Below are 17902 nucleotides of genomic sequence, written 5' to 3' on the forward strand. Positions count from 1 at the left end.
CCCTAGAGGCCGTCGCCCGGCCCGATCGACGTCCGGCCCGGGGACCTCGGCCCGGCGACCCGCCGGTACACGTCCTCGACACGGGCGGCGACCTCGGACCAGTCGTAGCGCCGGACCGCCCGCAGCGCGAGACCGGCCCGGCGTGCGGCGCCGGCCGTGTCCTCCAGGCACTCGACGAGGCGGGCGGCGAGGTCGTCGGGGTCCCCGCGCCGGGCGAGGAGCCCGAGCGGGGTGCGCACGCCGGTCGTCCCGTCCGCGTCGAGGACCGCCGCGAAGGCGGGCAGGTCGGAGGCCACGACGGGCGTCCCGGCGGCCATCGCCTCGACGAGCACGATGCCGAAACTCTCCCCGCCCGTGTGGGGCGCGACGAGCACGTCGGCCCGCTGCAGGAGCTGGACCTTCTCCGCCTCGGTGACGCGGCCGTGCACCTGCACGTCGTGCAGGTCGTCGGAAAGGGCCGCGGACAGTGCCGCGGTGGCCGCCTCACCGCCGGGTCCCGCCACGGCGAGCGTGGCGTCCGGTCGGGCAGCGCGCACCGCGGGCCACGCCGCGGCAAGTACGCGCATGCCCTTGCGGGGCTCGTCCGCGCGGCCGAGGAACAGGACCTGGGGACCGGCCGGGTGGCCGGACCCGGGTGCGACGGGGTAGTTCTCGACCGACGACGGAGGTCGCAGCGCCGCGACGTCGAGCCCGTTGGGGATCACCTCGCACTCGGCGCCGAGCCACGACCGGTGGGTGCGCGCCGCCTCGTCGGAGACGGCGATGCGCGCCGCGAGTCCGTGCAGGTGGCGACGCTGCAGCGCGGCGAGGGGACCGAGCCGCTCGACCCGGTCGACGGCGGCGTGGAACGTGGCGACGACGGGGATCCCGTCCGCGCGCGCCGCCCGCATCGCGAACGCCGACGCCGACGGGACGGTCGGCTCGTGGACGTGGAGCACGTCGAGCTCGTGCTCGCGCACCCAGCGCCTCGCACGGCGGGCCGCGGCCGGGTGCGGGGCGATGTTGGCCACCGACCCGTTGAACCGGATCGGCATCGACCGGCCGGCGACCGTCTCGTCCGCCGACCGGCGGCGCCGGCCGGGCGCCAGCGTGAGGACCTCGTGCCCGCGCGTGCGCAGCGCCTCGGCGAGCTGGCGGACATGGGCGTCGACCCCGCCGGGGACGCCGACGTCGTAGGGATGGGCGATCCCGATCCTCATCCGGTGCCGCTCCCGGCCACACCGGAGCCCTCAGCCTCGCGGGCACGGCCGGCCGCCAGCCGGGCCGCGTCGAGGTCCTCGAGGAAGACCCGCTGCAGCATGTGCCACTGCTCGGGGTGACGCCTGAGGAACGGCTCGGCGACGTCGACCCACGCCCGGGTGAGTGCGACCACGTCGGTCCGGTCGACCGGGCGCGGTCGCCGCGGCGCCGCTGCGTGCCCGGCCGCGTGCGCGGCTGCGCCGCCGGGAGCGCCGGCCGCCCCATCGCCGTCGTGGACGGGCCCACCGGCACCGGCCGAGCCGTCCGTCCCGGGCGCGGCGGCGTCGAGCCCCGGGGCGAGGTCTCCCGCCGTGACGGGCTCGCTGAACTCGGTGACGATCCCCCACCGGGAGCCGGCCCGCCTGGCGCGCTCCCCCGTGAGGCGCTCGTGACGGATCGTGATGACGACGAGCGGCACGTCGAGGGCGAGGGCGAGGGCCGCCGGGCCGGCCGCGACGAGCATGGGCCGGTCGGCGACAGTCACCTCGACACCGGTGCGGCCGAGGTCACGGTCGGCGAGCAGCGGCACGAGGTGCGGGCGGCGGGGTGCCTCGTCCATCAGGCGCGGAAGGACGGCGGAGCCGTCGTCCACCAGGATCGTCATGCCCAGGTCCGTGCGCAGCCGGACGAACTGCTCGTGCAGGGCGTCGGGTCGCAGGCGCTCGGCCACCGTGAGGACGGGCGCCATCGCGAGGCAGGACCAGGCGCCCGCGAGGTCCCAGTTCCCGGCGTGCAGGAGCGCGGCGACCACCGGGCGTCCGGCGTCGAACGTGGGCTGGACGTGCTCGCGGTGCACGGCCCGGAACCTCGCGATGATCTGCTGCTCGGTGAGCCTGCCCAGGGTCAGTGCCTCCGCGAAGTAGCGCAGGTAGCCGCGCATGTTGGCGCGCACGGCCCGGCGCAGCTGCGACTCTGTGAGGTCGGGGCGTAGCCGTGCGGTGTGGGCCGCGATGCGCCGGGTCCGCTCGGACGGAAGCGATCCGACGACCGTGCCGACGGCCCCGACGACGCGGTCCACGACCGGCTCCGGCACGCGACCGACGAGGCCGGCTGCCGCCGGGAGCAGCCGGAGGGGATCCAGGCTCACGAGTCGTCCGACGCGCGACGGGCCTGGGAGCGGACCTGCGCCACGCGCTGACCCGCGGTGACGAGCGACGCCAGCGCCGTCATGATCAGGACGACCGACAGGACCCAGGCCGGGCCGCCGAGGCCGTGCACCAGCACGCCGACCAGGAGGAGGACGAGCCGGTCCGCGCGCTCGGCGAGGCCGCCGGCCACGATGAAGCCCTCGGCCTCGCCGCGGGCCTTCGTGTACGGCACGAGCTGGTCCGCGACCAGTGCGACGACGGCGGCGAGCACGAGCCGGTCGCCCTCCGTCCCGGGGACGTGCCGGAGCGCGTACGCGACCACGGACCCGAGCAGGACGGCGTCGACGACCCGGTCCGTGGTGGCGTCGACGAAGGCCCCGAACGGCGAGACGGTCCCGGTGGCACGGGCGACCTGGCCGTCGACCGCGTCGAGCAGGACGAGCCCGCCAAGCACCAGCGCCGCGACCCACAGGTGTCCGGAGGGCACGAGCAGGAGGGTCGCCGAGACCGTCACCACGCCCCCGGCGACGGTGACGGCGCTCGCGGGCACACGGAACCGGACGAGCGTCCGCGTCAGGGGTGCGAGGAGCACCTCCGTGAACGGCCGACCATTCGCCGACAGCATCAGGTTCCCGGGCCTGATTCGTCGGTCGGGTCCTCGTCGTTGTCGTGGTCGTCGTGGGCGGCGTCGTCCCAGGCGTCGGCGAGCAGGGTGCGGGTCTCGGAGAGGAGCTGGGGCAGCGCCTTCGTGCGGCCGATGATCGGCAGGAAGTTGGCGTCGCCCGCCCAGCGGGGCACGACGTGCTGGTGGATGTGCGAGGCGATACCCGCGCCGGCGACGCCCCCCTGGTTCATTCCGAGGTTGAACCCGGCGGGCGACGAGACGGCGCGCAGGACCCGCATGGCGCGGGCCGAGAGCCGGCCGATCTCGTCCCGCTCAGCCACGGTGAGGTCGGTGAGGTCGGCGACGTGCCGGTACGTGCAGATCAGCAGGTGGCCGGGGTTGTACGGGAACAGGTTGAGCACCACGAACGCCGCGGCACCTCGGTGGACGACGAGCGCGTCGGCATCCTCCCGCGGGGGCGAGGCGCAGAACGGGCACGACTCCGCCTCCCCGGTACGCGGGCGCACGTCGCCGCCGGTGTCGCCGACGTAGACCATCCGGTGCGGCGTCCACAGCCGCTGGAGAGCGTCGGGAACGCCGGGGCGGTCGGCGGGGTCCTCGAGCTGGCCGCCGGCGGGGTCCTCGACCTGGCCGCCCAACGGGTCCTCGACCTGACCGCCGGCCGGGTCCCCGGGGTGGCGTCCCGCCGGCCCGCCGCTCAACGCGACCTCACGGCGTGACCGGTGGGGCGTCGTCGGCCGTCGCCTGCTCGGCGGCCGACTCGCCGGACGCTGCGTCCGAGGGGCCCGCCGGGTCGGCGTTCGCACGGGAGCGGACGTGCGCGACGATCTCCGCCACGGCCGTCTCGATCGGCACCTGGTTGCGCTGGGTGCCGTCGCGGTACCGGAACGACACCGCGCCGGCCTCCTCGTCCTCGCCGCCGGCGATGAGGACGAACGGCGCCTTGACCTTGGCGGCGTTGCGGATCTTCTTGCCGAACCGGTCGTCGCTGGTGTCGACCTCGACGCGCACACCCTCAGCGCGCAGCAGCACCGCGACGGACTCCAGATGGGTCTCGAACGCCTCGGCGACGGGGATGCCGAGGACCTGGACGGGCGAGAGCCACGCCGGGAAGGCGCCGGCGTAGTGCTCGAGCAGCACCCCGAAGAAGCGCTCGATCGAACCGAAGAGTGCGCGGTGGATCATCACCGGCCGCTGGCGGGTCCCGTCGCCTGCGGTGTACTCGAGCTCGAACAGCTCCGGCTCGAAGAAGTCGAGCTGGATGGTGGACAGCTGCCAGGTGCGGCCGATGGCGTCCTTCGCCTGGACGGAGATCTTCGGGCCGTAGAAGGCGGCGCCGCCCGGGTCGTCGACGAGCTCGAGCCCGGACTCTGCGGCGACCTCCGCGAGCGTGGCGGTGGCCTCCTCCCAGGTCTGCTCGTCGCCGACCGACTTCTCCGGGTCGCGCGTGGACAGCTCGAGGTAGAAGTCGTCGAGGCCGTAGTCCTTCAGCAGGTCGAGGACGAAGGTGAGCAGCCGGGAGAGCTCGTCCTTCATCTGCTCCCGGGTGGTGTAGATGTGCGCGTCGTCCTGCGTGAAGCCGCGTGCGCGGGTGAGGCCGTGCACGACCCCGGACTTCTCGTAGCGGTAGACGTGCCCGAACTCGAAGAGCCGCATGGGCAGCTCGCGGTAGGAACGGCCGCGCGAGCGGTAGACGAGGTTGTGCATCGGGCAGTTCATCGGCTTGAGGTAGTAGTCCTGGCCCTGCTTGGTGACCTGGCCGTCGGCACCCACCTCCTCGTCGATGTGCATCGGCGGGTACATGCCGTCCGCGTACCACTCGAGGTGCTTCGAGGTCTCGAAGAGGTTCTTCTTCGTGATGTGCGGGGTCTGGACGAACGAGTAGCCGGCCTCGACGTGGCGGCGGCGCGAGTACTCCTCCATCTCCATGCGGATCATCGCGCCCTTGGGGTGGAACACCGGAAGGCCGGAGCCGATCTCGTCCGGGAAGGAGAACAGGTCCAGCTCGGAACCGAGGCGCCGGTGGTCGCGGCGCTCGGCCTCCGCCAGCCGGTCCAGGTGCGCGGTGAGCTCGGCCTTCGAGGGCCAGGCTGTCCCGTAGATCCGCTGGAGCTGCGGGTTCTTCTCCGACCCGCGCCAGTACGCGGCAGCCGACCGCATGAGCTTGAAGCCGTTGCCGATGAGCTTCGTGCTCGGCAGGTGCGGGCCGCGGCAGAGGTCTCCCCACGCCACCTCTCCCCCGCGGCGCACGTTGTCGTAGACGGTGAGCTCGGCGCCGCCGACCTCGACGCTCGCGCCGTCGGCGATGGCCTGTCCGTCGGCGTCGGTACCGCCGGAGCCGGGGCCGCCCGCGAGCGCGACGAGCTCGAGCTTGTAGGGCTCGCCGGCCAGCTCAGCGTTCGCCTCGTCCACGGACACCGTGCGACGGACGAACGTCTGCCCCTCCTTGACGATGCGCCCCATGACCTTCTCCAGGTCCTTGAGCTGATCGGGGGTGAACGGCTCGGCCACGTCGAAGTCGTAGTAGAAGCCGTCCGTGATCGGCGGGCCGATCCCCAGCTTGGCCTGCGGGTTCACCTGCTGCACCGCCTGGGCGAGCACGTGCGCGGCCGAGTGCCGGAGGATGTCGAGGCCGTCCGGGCTGGAGATCGTCACGGACTCGACGACGACGCCGGCCGGGAGCGAGGACAGGTCGGTCGCGAGGTCGCGCAGCTCGCCGTCGATTCGGAGCGCGACGACGTCGCGCCTGTCGGCGAAGTGCTCGGTGCCCGTCGTCCCGGTCGCCACCTCGTGGGTCTCGTCGTCGAGGCGGACGGACACGGGAGGTGCAGACATGTGTGGGCTCCTTGCAGGTGGGTGGTCGTGCCGGCCCATGCTACCGACGCGCGGGGAGCACTACCCGGGCCAACCAGGCCCCGGAGCGGCGGCCACGCGCGACGATCAGGACGTGCCCGTGGCTGCACGGGACTCTCACCGCGGCACGGGACGTGCACGACGAACGGGGAGCGACATGACAGGACGGACCGGCGTGCGCGCCACGGGGACGAGGACCGCAGCGTTCGGTCTGCTCTCTGCCCTCCTCGCACTCGGCGCGTGCACCGACGACGCCGGTGCCGACGGCCTGGCGGTCGTCGGCACCTCGGTCGCCGGCTGGCAGCAGAGCGCCGACCTCATGGGCGATGTGGAGGTGGGCGAGTTCACGGCGCTCCTGCGCACGCAGGAGGAGTACACGGCCTGGCTCGACGGCCTTCCCCACCAGGAGGTCACCCGCGACGCGCTCACCGCTGAGCTCGACCTCACCGACTCTGTCGCTCTCGCAGCTGCCCACCCCGTGTGCGAGGAACGCATCGAGGTCGTCACCGACGGCGAGGGCGCGCTCGCGAGCAGGACCGTCAGCACCTCCGACGACCAGGTCGACTGTGCATGGAGCCCCATCCAGGTGTCCGTGGTCGAGGTGCCGTTGGAGGAGCTCGGCGTCGACTCCGCCGACGACGTCGTCCACGACCAGGACATCCGCGACCAGGGCCGTACGTCGTGAGGCGACGTGCCCTCATGGTCACCGTGGCCTCGCTGCTCGCCGTCGGTGCCTGCGCGGGCGACGACGTGCCCGCCGCGACCGGCGGCGCCGACGGCCTGGTGAGCGTCGGGACGAGCGTCGCCACGTGGAGCGAGGACTCGGCACCGGCCGGCGGAGTCACCGAGGACGACTTCACGGCGCTCCTGCGGACCCAGGACGAGTACGACTCCTGGCTCGACGGCCTCCCCCACCAGGACGTCACCCGGGACCCGCTGACCGCCGAGATCGACTTCACGGACTCGGTGGCGCTCGTCGCCGCGCACCCGATCTGCGACGAGTCCATTCGTGTGCTCACCGACGGGGCCGGCACCATCGCCAGCGATGCGGTGCCGCCCGCCGACCCGGCGTCGCAGTTCGTGTGCGAGTGGAGCCCGCTCCGCGTCAACGTCTACGAGATCCCGCTCGCCGACCTCGGGGTCGATTCTGCCGGTCAGGTGGTTCTGGATCCGACGCTCGTGGAGCCGTAGTCGGGCACGGCCCGGTCCCGCGCGAGCTCGGGTCGGTTCCGCGCGAGCACGAGCCGGAACACGTCGGGCCGGCACAGCCCGGGCCCGCATGCTTCCCGAGGCGTCGTCGGCGGGGAACGACGAAGCCCCCGACCATGTGGTCGGGGGCTTCGGCTGGTGGGCGATACTGGGATCGAACCAGTGACCTCTTCCGTGTCAGGGAAGCGCGCTACCGCTGCGCCAATCGCCCGAGGTGGCGACGGGATTCGAACCCGTGTATACGGCTTTGCAGGCCGCTGCCTCGCCTCTCGGCCACGCCACCATGAGGTCCATGCCACCTCGTGGCGACATGCTCCCACGTGGTGGTGGGACCTCCGAGCGGATGACGGGATTCGAACCCGCGACCCTCACCTTGGCAAGGTGATGCTCTACCCCTGAGCCACATCCGCATCGCACCGGAACCGCGCTGCGGCCCCTCGTGCGACCAGAACCTTAACCACCGGGCACGGCAAAACTCAAACCAACCGGGCCTGTCCTGAGGGTGAACGCTGTCACGTCCATCGAGGTCGTGATCAGGGCTCTCGATCGGATAGAGTTGACGACCGTCCCCGTCGCGCGAGCGGCAGGGCACGGGCGATTGGCTCAGTGGTAGAGCGCCTCGTTCACACCGAGGAGGTCACTGGTTCGAACCCAGTATCGCCCACCAGCACGAAACGGCCCCCGGTCTGCGGAGACGCAGAGCCGGGGGCCGTTCTCGTTGGCCCTCATGCACTGGTTGCTCCTCTCGGCCGGCCCGCACCCGTCCTCGCTCCCCGCGAGACTGCGGCTGACGGCTGACGACCGGCGCCGTGCGCGGCAGGTGGTCGCGCCGCGGAGCGTCACGCCCGCACCCCCGGTCCCCGCGGATCGCCCGCGCGGCCGCGCGCCGTCACTCTCGCTGAGGTAGCTCGTTGTGCCTGGTGGGCTGGATGGGGCGGCCGTGTTGGTCGTGGAAGTGCCATTGGCCGGTGCGGCGGGTGATGGTGATGTTGCGGGTGTGGATGAGGTCGTGGTGGTGCCAGCACAGCAGGATGCCGTGCTCGATGCTGGTGGGGCCGTGGTCCTTGTACCAGTGCAGGGAGTGGTGGATCTCGCCGAATCCGGGTGGTTCGTCGCAGTCGGGGTACTGGCAGTGTTGGTCGCGGGCGTGGATGGCCCGGGTCATGTTCGCGGGGAAGATCCGTTTGTCTCGTCCGACGTCGAGGACTGTGGATTCCGGTCCGAAGATGACGCGCATCAGTGCGCTGTCGCAGGCCAGGCGGGCGAGCATCGCGTGCGGGATGGGGGTTCCGTCCTCGAAGGTGGCGGGTTGGATGCCGTCCATCACGCGGGGGTCGATCGCGGCCGAGATCACGTGATCCTCACCGGGCTGCCAGTCGGTCAGCCACTGCCGCGCCGTCTCGGACAGGTCGAAGATCCCCGACCCGCCCTCGCTCGCCGACCCGTCGGGGGTGCTGCCACGCTCGTCCACCAGCCCGAAGGTGGCGTCGATACCGAACGCTGCACCCGAACCAGCGCCGGTCCAAGCGGTGGTGCCAGCGCCGGCGGCGGACACAGCACCGGCGCCGGTGCCGGTGCCGGTGGCGGACGCAGTGCGGGTGCGGGTGGTGGTGTGGGGGTCGCGGGGTCCGCCGGGGGCGGTCAGGGTCTGCTCGGCGGTGATCGGGGCGACGATCTGCCCGGCGGGTAGTCCCGCATGGGCCTGGCCGTGGTTGGGGGTGAGGTCGTGGGTGGCCAGCCAGCTGGCGGTCGCCGAGGCGGGTGGGATCACGGACCCGGTCGCTTTGGTGAGGGCGGTGAGGGTGTCCAGGGTGGCGGTGATCGTCACGTGCGGACGGACCCGCGCGCTGGCCTGCTGCTCACCTCGGTCGAGGGACTCGTGGGCCAGGGCGACCAGTGCGCCGGCGCGTCGTTGGGCCGGGGTGCGGTCGTCCTCGGCGCCCTTGCGGCCGGCGTGAGCGGTCAGGGCGGTGGTCACGACCTGCCCGGACAGCTCGTCGAGCCACCCCGTGAGGTGATACCCACCCGTGGTCGGGGCGATGGTCAGTTCTTCGCGGGCATCGTCCTGCCGCCAGGCCTTGTCAGCTCCGACCGGGTCGGCCCGAACCTTCCACGCCGCGACCAGTCGGGCGAAGTCCTGGGCGTGCATGACCTGGGCCTGCCCGACCAGGAACCCCTCACCCATCACCGAGTCCGCGAGCTGGGTGCGCAGCCGGCTGGTGGACAGGGTCTCGCGGACCAGGACCTGCACATGCTCGGGTCTGCTGAGGGTTCGGTTGACTTCCTGACTGCTCTGCGGAGCGGAGAGGATGGTCCTCGTGCCGAAGATCTACTCAGAAGAGCTCAAGGCCAGCGCGTTGGAGCTGCTGGATCAGGGAATGACTCAGAAGCAGGTCTGTCACGACCTCGGGATGTCGAAGTCGGCGCTGCAGGCCTGGGTCAACGAGTCTCGCCTGCGAGAACGCGGCTTCGAGCCAGCTCGCGGGCAGAGCGCCGGGGACGGTGGTGAGCAGACGCGGATGCTGAAACGGATCCGGGAGCTGGAGCAGGAGAACGAGGTCCTGCGCAAGGCGACCGCGTATCTCTCGCGGGCCAATCTCGGTCCTGGGCAGTCGCGCCCAAAATGATCTACCCGCTGGTCCTTGACCTTGCTGCTGCCGGAATCCCGGTCGCGGTGACCTGCCGGGTGCTCGGCTTCTCCAAGCAGGGGTTCTACCAGTGGCGCGCGAACCCTGTCAGTGCTCGGGACGTCGACGAGGCGTATCTGCTCAATGCGGCCTACGACATCCACGCCGACGATCCGGAGTTCGGGCACCGGTTCATCGCCGACGAGCTCCAGGCCGCCGGTCACGTGGTCTCGGAGCGGCGCGTATGGCGGCTGTGCTCCCAGCAGCGGCTCTTCTCTGCCACAGTGCGACGGAAGAAGCGCTACGGCAGGCCCGGCCCGCCGGTATGCGATGACCTGCTCGAGCGGGACTTCACCGCCGAGAGCGTCAATGCGAAGTGGTTGACCGATATCACCGAGCATCGCACCGGTGAGGGCAAGGTCTACCTCTGTGCCGTCAAGGACGCCTGCTCGGGGAGAATCGTCGGCTACGCCCTCGATGCCCGCATGACATCCGACCTGGCCGTAGCAGCCGTACGAGACGCGGTCGCGCGCCGCCAGGGAGCGGCCGCGGTGGCTGGCTGCATCGTCCACAGTGACAGAGGCTCGCAGTTTCGTTCCCGGAAATTTCAGCTCGCTCTCAAGCATCGCGGCCTCATCGGTTCCATGGGCCGGGTCGGGGCTGCCGGGGACAACGCGGCGATGGAAAGCTTCTTCGCCACGCTGCAGAACAACGTGCTCGACCGGAAGCGATGGGCCACCCGCGACGAGCTCCGGCTCGCGATCGTGCACTGGATCGAACGGACCTACCACCGTCGCCGACGGCAACGTCGACTCGGCAAGCTCACTCCGGTTGAATACGAACTCGTCCACCACCAGGCCGTCGCGCTGGCGGCCTAACCCCGAAGTCAACGAAACCTTCAGCAGACCCCTCGACACTGATCCGCCCCGCGGACAGCGCCCCATGCGCCAGGGCCAGATCGTCGCGCAGCGCGCGCGCCTGCCGGGCCTGCCGACCCGCCACCGCCACGCTGGTCCCGGTCCGGTCCCGCAACCAGGTCCGGAACGACCGCTGCCCCTCCAACGCCCACACACCATCGGCCTCGACCTTCGCGGTGGCGGCGGCCCGGAGCGCGGTCAGTCGTCGTTCGGCGGCCTCGATGCTCTCCAACACCTCGATCGCTTCCTGCCCGGACAGGTCCCCCACGCGAGCCTGGCTGAGCTCGTCGAGCTGAGCCACGATCTCCCGCACCCCACCGACCACACCCACCGACAACACAGGCTCACGAACGTGCCCGACGACGCCCCGCTCGACGGCGTCAGCGTGGATGAGCGTGGGCGCCGCGGGCAGGTCGTGCTCCTCCTCGTCGAGGTCTGCCCCGTCCTCGTCGAGGTCTGCCCCGTCGTCGTCACTGTCAGTGACCGCGCAGCCACGGGTCTCGTCGTTGACGTCCTCGACTGCGGCATCGGTACCGGCGACGTCCTCGGCGTCCGCATCGGCATCGTCGGCGTCGGCGCCCGCATCGGCATCGCACCCGACGGCGTCGCTGACCTCCCCGGCCCCGGCGACATCGGAATCAGGGTCGGTCTCAGAGGCGGCGTCGTTCTGGGTTGCCTTCGTGGCGAGCCAGGCCTCGATCTGCGCGGAGAGCAGCTCCTCCAGAGCCGACCACTCCTGGTCCACACTCACGTCCTCAGCCACTGCCCCCGCACCTCCTCGTGCCACTCGAACCGACTACCCCAATTCTACTCGAACACATATTCGAGGACAAGCGAAATGCCCGAATCTGTGGACAACTACGCCACATCCACCACCCACCCTGACCTGGGGAAAAACCGTGCCCACGACAACCACCACCCGCACGCACCGCGTCACGGAAGCTCGCCGGACCGCAGCCTCTCGAGCCCGTCGAGGACGATCGCGAGCCCGACGTCGAACGAGTCCCCGAAGTCGTACCCCGGCTGCAGAACGTGCTCCCGAGCGAGCTCCGCCATCCGAGGAACCCGTTCGAGCGGAATGCCGGCGAGCGTCTGCTCCGCCTCCCCCAGGCCAGCCGCTGCGAGCTCGGCCTCCTGCAGGGCGAAGCCGTAGACGAAAGCGTCCACCACCGCATAGGCGTGCGCCGTCGCCACCACCGAGAAGCCCACTGAGCGCAGCGTCTCAAGCACGTTCTCGTGGTGCTCGAGCGTGGCGGGCCCCGGACTGCTGCGCGTCTCCATGAGCGCAAGCGCCCACGGGTGCCGCCCCAGCGCGGCCCGCAGCGAGCGACACCGTTCCGTCAGCTCCGCGCGCCACGCGCCATCCGGGTCCATGAGCACGACCTCGTCGAAGACCGAGTCCACGAGCGAGTCGAGCAGCTCCTCCTTGTTCGCCACGTGCCGGTAGAGGGCCATCGGTCGCACCCGGAGGTCGTCGGCGAGCGATCGCATGGTCAGCGCTGCCAGCCCGTCGCGATCCGCCAGCGAGACGCCGGCACTCACCACACGCTCCCGAGTCAGGCGCGCCCGGGGGCGCCCCTCGGACCGCCGTTCGCTCATCTCACCCTCCTTCACCACGCATCCCTTCATCCTGTGCACACCACGCCGCGCACGTGCCTCTTGTCGCCGACCTCCGACTAGTGTACTAAGTACACATGCCCTCGCGCACCCCGCCTCCGCCGGCGTTCGAGCCCCTCGTCTCGATCGAGCCGTCGCTCTCCCACGCACCCGACCACGCCGTCGCTCCCGCGCGCACGGCACCGACCACGCCCACGGCGCCCACCACACGCACCGCAACGGCCGCCACGGCCGCACGCACGGCGCGGGCGGCTCTCACCGCCGCCGCGGCACTCACCGCGATGGCCGTGCTCGCGCCGCTCGCCGCGTTCGTGGCGCTGCCGGACGGCCGCACCACCACCGCGGGTGCGATCATGCTCGCCGTCGCCGTCCTGGACGTCGTCGTCGCACTCGCGCTCCTGCCCGTGCTCGCTCCCGCCGGTCGCACGCTCTCCCGTACGGCCGCCGCCCTGCGTCTCGGGTACGGGATCGCGCTCGGCATCGCCGCGGTCCAGCTCGCTGTCACCGCCGACGCCGGCCGGTTCGACCGGACCTGGGAAGCCGCCCTCGGCGTGTTCGGGCTCTCCCTCGTGGCGGTCGGTGTCCTGCTCTGGCGCCTCGCCGGGGCGCCGCGCTGGTTGGGCGCGCTCGTCGTCGTCGCGGGCGTGGGTTACGTCGTCGACGCCGTCGTCGCACAGGCGGGCCCGCCGGACGCCTTCGAGGTCAGCACCGTCTCCTTCGTCGGGGAGGTCGCCCTCATCGTCTGGCTCGTCGTGCGCGGGCTGCGCGGGCTGCGCGACCTGCGCGGCGGGCGCACTCGTCACGGGCACGCGGGCACCGACGTCGAGCCGGAGGAACGACGCGCGTCCACTCGACGCTCCGACGTACCCTCGACGCCGTGACCACTCCCGACACGACACCCCACCAGGACCCGGCACGGGACGACGCGGAACGGGACACGACGGCGCAGAGCTCCTCCGACGTCGCCGCCGAGGTGCTCGCCGGAGACGATCGCACGAGCCGTCAGCGGATGCTCGCGGGCGACCTCTACATCGCCGACGACCCCGAGCTCGACCAGCTCCAGGAGCAGGCCCGTACGCTCCAGGACGCCTACCTGCGCGCCCACCTCGCGGCGGACGGGACCGCGCCCGATCTTCTGCGCCGGCTGCTCGGGCACGTCGGGGACGGCGTCGAGGTGCGCCCGCCGCTGTACGTCGACTACGGCACGAACATCTCCGTCGGCCCCGGCACGTTCATCAACTACAACCTCGTGGCCCTCGACGTCGCCGCGGTGACGATCGGGGCCGACTGCCAGATCGGCCCCGGGGTCCAGCTGCTGACGCCCACCCACCCGATCGACCCCCGGCCGCGCCGGGCGAAGCTCGAGGCGGCACGACCCGTGACGATCGGTGACAACGTGTGGCTCGGCGGCGGCGTCATCGTGTGCCCGGGCGTGACGATCGGAGACAACACGGTCGTCGGCGCGGGCGCGGTCGTCACCAAGGACCTCCCCTCCGACGTCGTCGCCGTCGGCAACCCTGCCCGGGTCACCCGCCGGATCTGACCGGCGCGCCCCGAAACGGGCGCATGCTGCTCACCATGTCCACACTCCCCACGGGCCCAGGCGTCCGGGACCGCCTCCCGGGCCTCGCCGTCGCGGTGGCGATCGCCGTCGTCGCCACGCTCGTCGGGCGCGCTGTGCCGGTGCTCGGCTCCGCGGTCGCGGGCGTCGTCATCGGCGTCGTCCTCGGCCAGGTGCGGCGCCCCGGTCCCGTGCTCGCCCCGGGCCTGAGCTTCTCGGCCAAGCGCGTCCTGCAGCTCGCCGTCGTGCTCCTGGGTGTGGGCATGTCCCTCGGGCGCGTGTGGGAGGTGGGCGTGGACACCCTGCCCGTCATGCTCGGGACGCTCGCGGCCTGCTTCCTCGCCGCCGTCCCGCTCGGCCGGCTCCTCGGGGTCGACGGCGAGCTGCGCACGCTCATCACGGTCGGCACCGGCATCTGCGGCGCGTCGGCGATCGCCGCGACGGCCCCGGTCATCCGGGCCAAGGGCGCGAGCATCGCCTACGCCGTGTCGACCATCTTCCTGTTCAACGTGGCCGCCGTCCTGCTCTTCCCGCCACTGGGTCGAGCTCTGGGCATGTCCGACGACGCGTTCGGGCTCTTCGCGGGCACGGCGGTCAACGACACGTCCTCCGTCGTCGCGGCAGCGAGCGTCTTCGGCGCGGCCGCGACCGGGTACGCGGTCGTCGTCAAGCTCGCCCGCACGCTGATGATCATCCCCGTCTCCGTCACGCTCGCCGTCCGGGAGCAGGTCCGGGAACGACGTGCCGCCGGACGCGCCGGCGTCGAGGTCCAGCGCCTGACCGTGCGCAGCGTCGTCGGGCTCGTCCCGTGGTTCCTCGTCGGGTTCCTCCTCATGGCCGCGCTCACGACGATCGGTGCGGTCCCGGAGTCCGTGCAGCCGTACGCGGGCCACGTCGCCACGTTCCTCATCACCATGGCGCTCGCGGCGATCGGACTGCAGACGGACATCCAGGCGTTCCGCCGGGCGGGCTGGCGCCCGCTCGCGTTCGGTGGCCTGCTGTGGGTCGTCGTCGCGGTGTCCAGCCTCGCGATCATGCGGGTGACCGGCGCGTTCTGACGGCTCTCGCGGGCGACCGGGGTCCCAGGACCGAGGGCCGGCGCTGGTGTGACCTCGGACGTGGAGGAGCCCGGCGGGCCCGGGCGGGCGTCGGCCGGCCCCGGCAGGCCCGGCGGTAGGCTCGTCCGCGGCCCGCGGGAGACCCCGCGCGCGTCGACCTCGGCGGTCGGGAGGGTGGAGCTGGTGCCTCGTCCCGTCGATCTCGACCGCGTCCGCCGGCTCATCCGCTCCCGGGAGCTGACGTCCCTCGCCGAGGAGGTGAGCCCACTTCCCACGCACGACGCCACCGAGCTCGTCGACTCGCTCCCGGGCCGCGAGGCGGCCGTGGTGTTCCGGCTGCTCGCCAAGGACACGGCCGTCACGGTCTTCGACCGCCTGAGCACGGGCGTTCAGGCCGAGCTCGTCGGCGAGCTCGGAGAGGCGTCGACGGCCGAGGTGTTCACGTCGCTCGACCCGGACGATCTCGCGCGGCTGCTCGACGAGCTCCCGGCGCGGGTCGCCAGGCGGATCCTCGCCGCGGTCCACGACGACCGCGTCGGCGCGGCGATGCTGCTGCTCGGGTACGACCCGGGCTCGGTGGGACGGCACATGTCGCCGGTGGTGCTGCGCGCGCAGGAGGGCGAGACGGTCGGCGCCGTCCTCGAGCGGCTGCGGTCCGCCGACCTCGACGTCGGCGCCGTCGCCACGATCCCCGTGCTCTCCTCGGAGCGGGTGCTGCGCGGCGTCGTCGACCCGCTGGCGCTGCTGCGGCGGCCGGCCGACGAGGCGGTCGACGCCGTCATGGACACCACGCCACGCTTCGCGAGCACAGACGACGACGCGGAGCGGGTGGCGCGCGGCGTGCTCGACCGTGGCGAGGTCCTCCTGCCGGTCCTCGACAGCGAGCAGCGCCTCGTCGGCATGCTGGAGATCGCCGACGCCGCTCTCATCGACCGCTCGGCCGCGGCCGAGGACCACGCCCGGGCCGGTGCCCGGGAGCCGCTGCGCCGGAGCTACCTGCTCACGCCGGTGCGGACGATCACGCGCTCCCGGATCGTGTGGCTCCTCGTGCTCGCGATCTCCGCGGTGCTCACGGTGCAGGTGCTGGAGATGTTCGAGGCCACGCTCGAGCAGCAGGTGGCCCTCGCCCTGTTCATCCCGCTGCTCACCGGTATCGGGGGCAACACGGGCTCCCAGGCCGCCACCACGGTCACCCGCGCGCTCGCGGTCGGCGACGTGGGGCCGCGGGACATCCTGCGCGTGGCCGCGAAGGAGGTGCGCACGGGCCTGCTGCTCGGACTGCTACTCGGCGCGGTCGCCCTCGGGGTGGGCTCGCTGATCTACGGCGCCGGGATCGGCACGGTCCTCGGCCTCACCCTGCTGCTCAACTGCCCCGTCGCCGCGACGGTCGGGGGCGTCGTCCCGCTCGTCGCCCGCGTGTGCCGCGTCGACCCGGCGGTCTTCTCGACCCCGTTCATCTCCACGTTCTGCGACGCCAGCGGCCTGCTCCTGTACTTCACCGTGGCGATCTCCGTGCTGGGGCTGTGAGCAGGCACCGCCGGCGGCGTCGCGTCGTCGCGCGGCCCCGGGCGTCCTCGCGAGGGCCGTGGGGTCATCGCGAGGGCCCGAGCATTCGCGCGTCCGGGCCGGACGCGCGTCCGGACCGCCCGCGCGTCCGGGCGGCCCGCGCGTCCGCGCGGCCGGGCATGGGACGACGCCCCGGCGGACAATGGCGGAAATCCGCCGGGGCGTCGCGTTCGTGCGGCGAGGCTCTGGACGGGAACGGACCGTCCGGGCACCTGGCCGCGGTCGGGAGGGGGCGATGAGGCCCTCCCGGGCTCGGGTCAGGCGCGGGGGTTCCACTCCCCGCGCGCGACGGCGGGCACGTAGTCCGTCAGCTCGAACGGGAACTCCACCTTCTGCCCGGTCTCGGCCGAGTGGTAGGCCGCCATGAGGAGGCGGACCACGTCGAGCCCGGTGCGCAGGTTCTCCACCGGCTGACGGCCGGCGAGGAAGTCCGACGCGAACGTGGCGTTCTCACCGGTGTACCCATAGGTCATCGACTCGTCGGAGACGATGGGCATGAGGCCCTGCTCGGCGTTCTGCTTCTCGACCATGTCCTCCCCCTCGGCCTGGATCAGCGCGCGGGAGAGGAAGATCTGCGACTCGGTCGACAGGGTGTCGGACTTCATCGAGTACTCCGGGCCGAGCAGCTCGAACGACAGGCGCAGCCCGGCGCCGACGTAGCTCCACGAGGTCGTGGCCTCGACGACCACCGGCTCGCCGTCGCCGTTGACGAACTCGAAGACGGCGTGCGCGTAGTCCTCGCTGGGGCTCTTGGTGTAGTCCACGACCCCCGGGTACGTCTCGGAGAGCTGCTTGGCGTAGCCCGGGCGGCCCCACTTGAGCGAGGCGATCGTCGCGGTGACGGACACCGGGGTCAGCCACTCGGCGGAGTCCTTGCCCGGGGGCGTGAGCAGGAAACGGCCCGACTCGACCGAGTGGCACATCATGTCGTTGAGGACGCCGCCGCCCTCGTCGGCGCCGTTCCAGAACCACGTGTTGTGGGGGCCGGAGTGCTCCTCTGCGGCGCGCGCGAGGTAGGGGGTGCCGGCCACCGAGGCGCCGCGCGACCAGAGCAGCTCGTGGGCCCGGGTGATGCTCGGCGAGAAGACCTGGTTCTCGAGGTAGCCGTGCAGCAGGTTCGCGCCCTCGACGAGCTCGAGGACCTGCACCGCCTCCTCGATCGTGCGGCCGAGCGGCTTCTCGATGGCGATGGCCTTGAGCTCGGCCCGCCCCGAGGTCACCTCCTCGGTGATGGCACGGACGACCTCGAGCCGGGTGAAGTTCGGCGTGAGCACCCACACCGCGTCGACCCGGGGGTCGCGCACGAGCGCGGCCACGTCGTCATGCACCGCGACGTCGGAACCGACCCCGGTGGCCTCCGCCTTGTCGGCGAGGGCCTGCGCGGAGGATCGCGTGCGCGAGGTGACGGCGACGATGTCGGCGTCACGGACTCCCTGCCAGGAGTCGACGTGGAAGTTGCCGATGAATCCCGCCCCGACGATTCCGACGCCGAGGGTGGTGCGCTGGGACATGGTGGGTCTCCCTTGTGAGGTCGTGTACGTG

At 72.3% G+C, this 17902-nt stretch carries 16 protein-coding genes and 4 tRNA genes; 8 read left to right on the forward strand and 12 right to left on the reverse strand.

Features of this window, described 5'->3' with window-relative positions; genetic code table 11:
- Positions 1-2 precede the first annotated feature (2 nt).
- The 5 genes from AC24HA_RS10445 to thrS are packed head-to-tail and all read right to left on the reverse strand — an operon-like array spanning position 3 to position 5787.
- Entirely contained in the window at positions 3-1199 is a 1197-nt protein-coding gene (locus tag AC24HA_RS10445) for a glycosyltransferase family 4 protein (RefSeq protein ID WP_425709542.1), read from the reverse strand.
- Positions 1196-2326 (reverse strand): LpxL/LpxP family acyltransferase, encoded by a 1131-nt coding sequence (locus tag AC24HA_RS10450; protein ID WP_425709543.1) that lies wholly within the window; start codon positions 2324-2326, stop codon positions 1196-1198. The genes AC24HA_RS10445 and AC24HA_RS10450 overlap by 4 nt, the downstream gene beginning before the upstream one ends.
- Complete coding sequence (locus AC24HA_RS10455) at positions 2323-2919, reverse strand: CDP-alcohol phosphatidyltransferase family protein (protein WP_487563498.1); 597 nt, start codon at positions 2917-2919, stop codon at positions 2323-2325. Before AC24HA_RS10455 ends, AC24HA_RS10450 begins: the two co-directional genes overlap by 4 nt.
- A gap of 32 nt (positions 2920-2951) precedes the next feature.
- On the reverse strand, positions 2952-3653 hold the full coding sequence (locus AC24HA_RS10460) for an HIT family protein (RefSeq protein ID WP_425709545.1): 702 nt from the start codon (positions 3651-3653) through the stop codon (positions 2952-2954).
- Positions 3654-3660: 7 nt separating this feature from the next.
- On the reverse strand, positions 3661-5787 hold the full coding sequence (gene thrS / locus AC24HA_RS10465; RefSeq protein WP_425709546.1) for a threonine--tRNA ligase: 2127 nt from the start codon (positions 5785-5787) through the stop codon (positions 3661-3663).
- A gap of 175 nt (positions 5788-5962) precedes the next feature.
- On the opposite strand from thrS, the gene AC24HA_RS10470 reads away from it, so the two are divergent.
- The gene (locus tag AC24HA_RS10470; RefSeq protein WP_425709547.1) at positions 5963-6490 is read left to right on the forward strand and encodes a hypothetical protein; all 528 of its coding nucleotides are present in this window, start codon (positions 5963-5965) and stop codon (positions 6488-6490) included.
- 14 nt (positions 6491-6504) lie between these two features.
- A complete protein-coding gene (locus AC24HA_RS10475) occupies positions 6505-6996 on the forward strand; it encodes a hypothetical protein (protein WP_425709548.1) in 492 nt (163 codons plus the stop codon).
- Between the two features lie 154 nt (positions 6997-7150).
- Here AC24HA_RS10475 and AC24HA_RS10480 read toward each other — a convergent pair.
- The 3 genes from AC24HA_RS10480 to AC24HA_RS10490 form a co-directional block, all read right to left on the reverse strand.
- A tRNA-Val gene (locus AC24HA_RS10480) sits at positions 7151-7225 on the reverse strand.
- A gap of 1 nt (position 7226) precedes the next feature.
- Positions 7227-7297 (reverse strand) — tRNA-Cys (locus AC24HA_RS10485).
- Between the two features lie 55 nt (positions 7298-7352).
- A tRNA-Gly gene (locus AC24HA_RS10490) sits at positions 7353-7424 on the reverse strand.
- Positions 7425-7606: 182 nt separating this feature from the next.
- Between AC24HA_RS10490 and AC24HA_RS10495 the strand changes: the two genes are divergently transcribed.
- Positions 7607-7681 (forward strand) — tRNA-Val (locus AC24HA_RS10495).
- A 222-nt stretch (positions 7682-7903) separates the two neighbouring features.
- On the opposite strand, the gene AC24HA_RS10500 is transcribed toward AC24HA_RS10495, so the two are convergent.
- The gene (locus AC24HA_RS10500) at positions 7904-9265 is read right to left on the reverse strand and encodes an HNH endonuclease signature motif containing protein (RefSeq protein WP_425709549.1); all 1362 of its coding nucleotides are present in this window, start codon (positions 9263-9265) and stop codon (positions 7904-7906) included.
- Between the two features lie 67 nt (positions 9266-9332).
- Between AC24HA_RS10500 and AC24HA_RS10505 the strand changes: the two genes are divergently transcribed.
- A protein-coding gene (locus AC24HA_RS10505; RefSeq protein ID WP_425708379.1) for an IS3 family transposase occupies positions 9333-10519 on the forward strand; the annotation gives its coding sequence in 2 pieces (ribosomal slippage) (positions 9333-9612 and positions 9612-10519; 1188 coding nt in all).
- Here AC24HA_RS10505 and AC24HA_RS10510 read toward each other — a convergent pair.
- Together AC24HA_RS10510 and AC24HA_RS10515 are read right to left on the reverse strand one after the other, a co-directional pair.
- Entirely contained in the window at positions 10464-11321 is an 858-nt protein-coding gene (locus AC24HA_RS10510; protein ID WP_487563499.1) for a DUF222 domain-containing protein, read from the reverse strand. The two genes, AC24HA_RS10505 and AC24HA_RS10510, sit on opposite strands and share 56 nt — an antisense overlap.
- A gap of 170 nt (positions 11322-11491) precedes the next feature.
- Positions 11492-12157, reverse strand: coding sequence for a TetR/AcrR family transcriptional regulator C-terminal domain-containing protein (locus AC24HA_RS10515; protein ID WP_425709909.1), 666 nt, complete (start codon positions 12155-12157; stop codon positions 11492-11494).
- Positions 12158-12252: 95 nt separating this feature from the next.
- Between AC24HA_RS10515 and AC24HA_RS10520 the strand changes: the two genes are divergently transcribed.
- The 4 genes from AC24HA_RS10520 (at position 12253) to mgtE (ending at position 16321) form a co-directional block, all read left to right on the forward strand.
- The gene (locus AC24HA_RS10520) at positions 12253-13056 is read left to right on the forward strand and encodes a DUF4386 domain-containing protein (RefSeq protein WP_425709908.1); all 804 of its coding nucleotides are present in this window, start codon (positions 12253-12255) and stop codon (positions 13054-13056) included.
- 128 nt (positions 13057-13184) lie between these two features.
- On the forward strand, positions 13185-13718 hold the full coding sequence (locus AC24HA_RS10525) for a sugar O-acetyltransferase (RefSeq protein ID WP_425709912.1): 534 nt from the start codon (positions 13185-13187) through the stop codon (positions 13716-13718).
- A 35-nt stretch (positions 13719-13753) separates the two neighbouring features.
- Entirely contained in the window at positions 13754-14794 is a 1041-nt protein-coding gene (locus AC24HA_RS10530; protein WP_425709907.1) for a YeiH family protein, read from the forward strand.
- 183 nt (positions 14795-14977) lie between these two features.
- Positions 14978-16321: a magnesium transporter gene (gene mgtE, locus AC24HA_RS10535; protein WP_425709906.1), complete on the forward strand. Its 1344-nt coding sequence runs from the start codon at positions 14978-14980 to the stop codon at positions 16319-16321.
- 296 nt (positions 16322-16617) lie between these two features.
- On the opposite strand, the gene AC24HA_RS10540 is transcribed toward mgtE, so the two are convergent.
- The gene (locus AC24HA_RS10540) at positions 16618-17871 is read right to left on the reverse strand and encodes a Gfo/Idh/MocA family protein (protein WP_425709905.1); all 1254 of its coding nucleotides are present in this window, start codon (positions 17869-17871) and stop codon (positions 16618-16620) included.
- Between the last annotated feature and the right edge of the window lie 31 nt (positions 17872-17902).

This window comes from Georgenia sp. Z1491 (assembly GCF_057652395.1).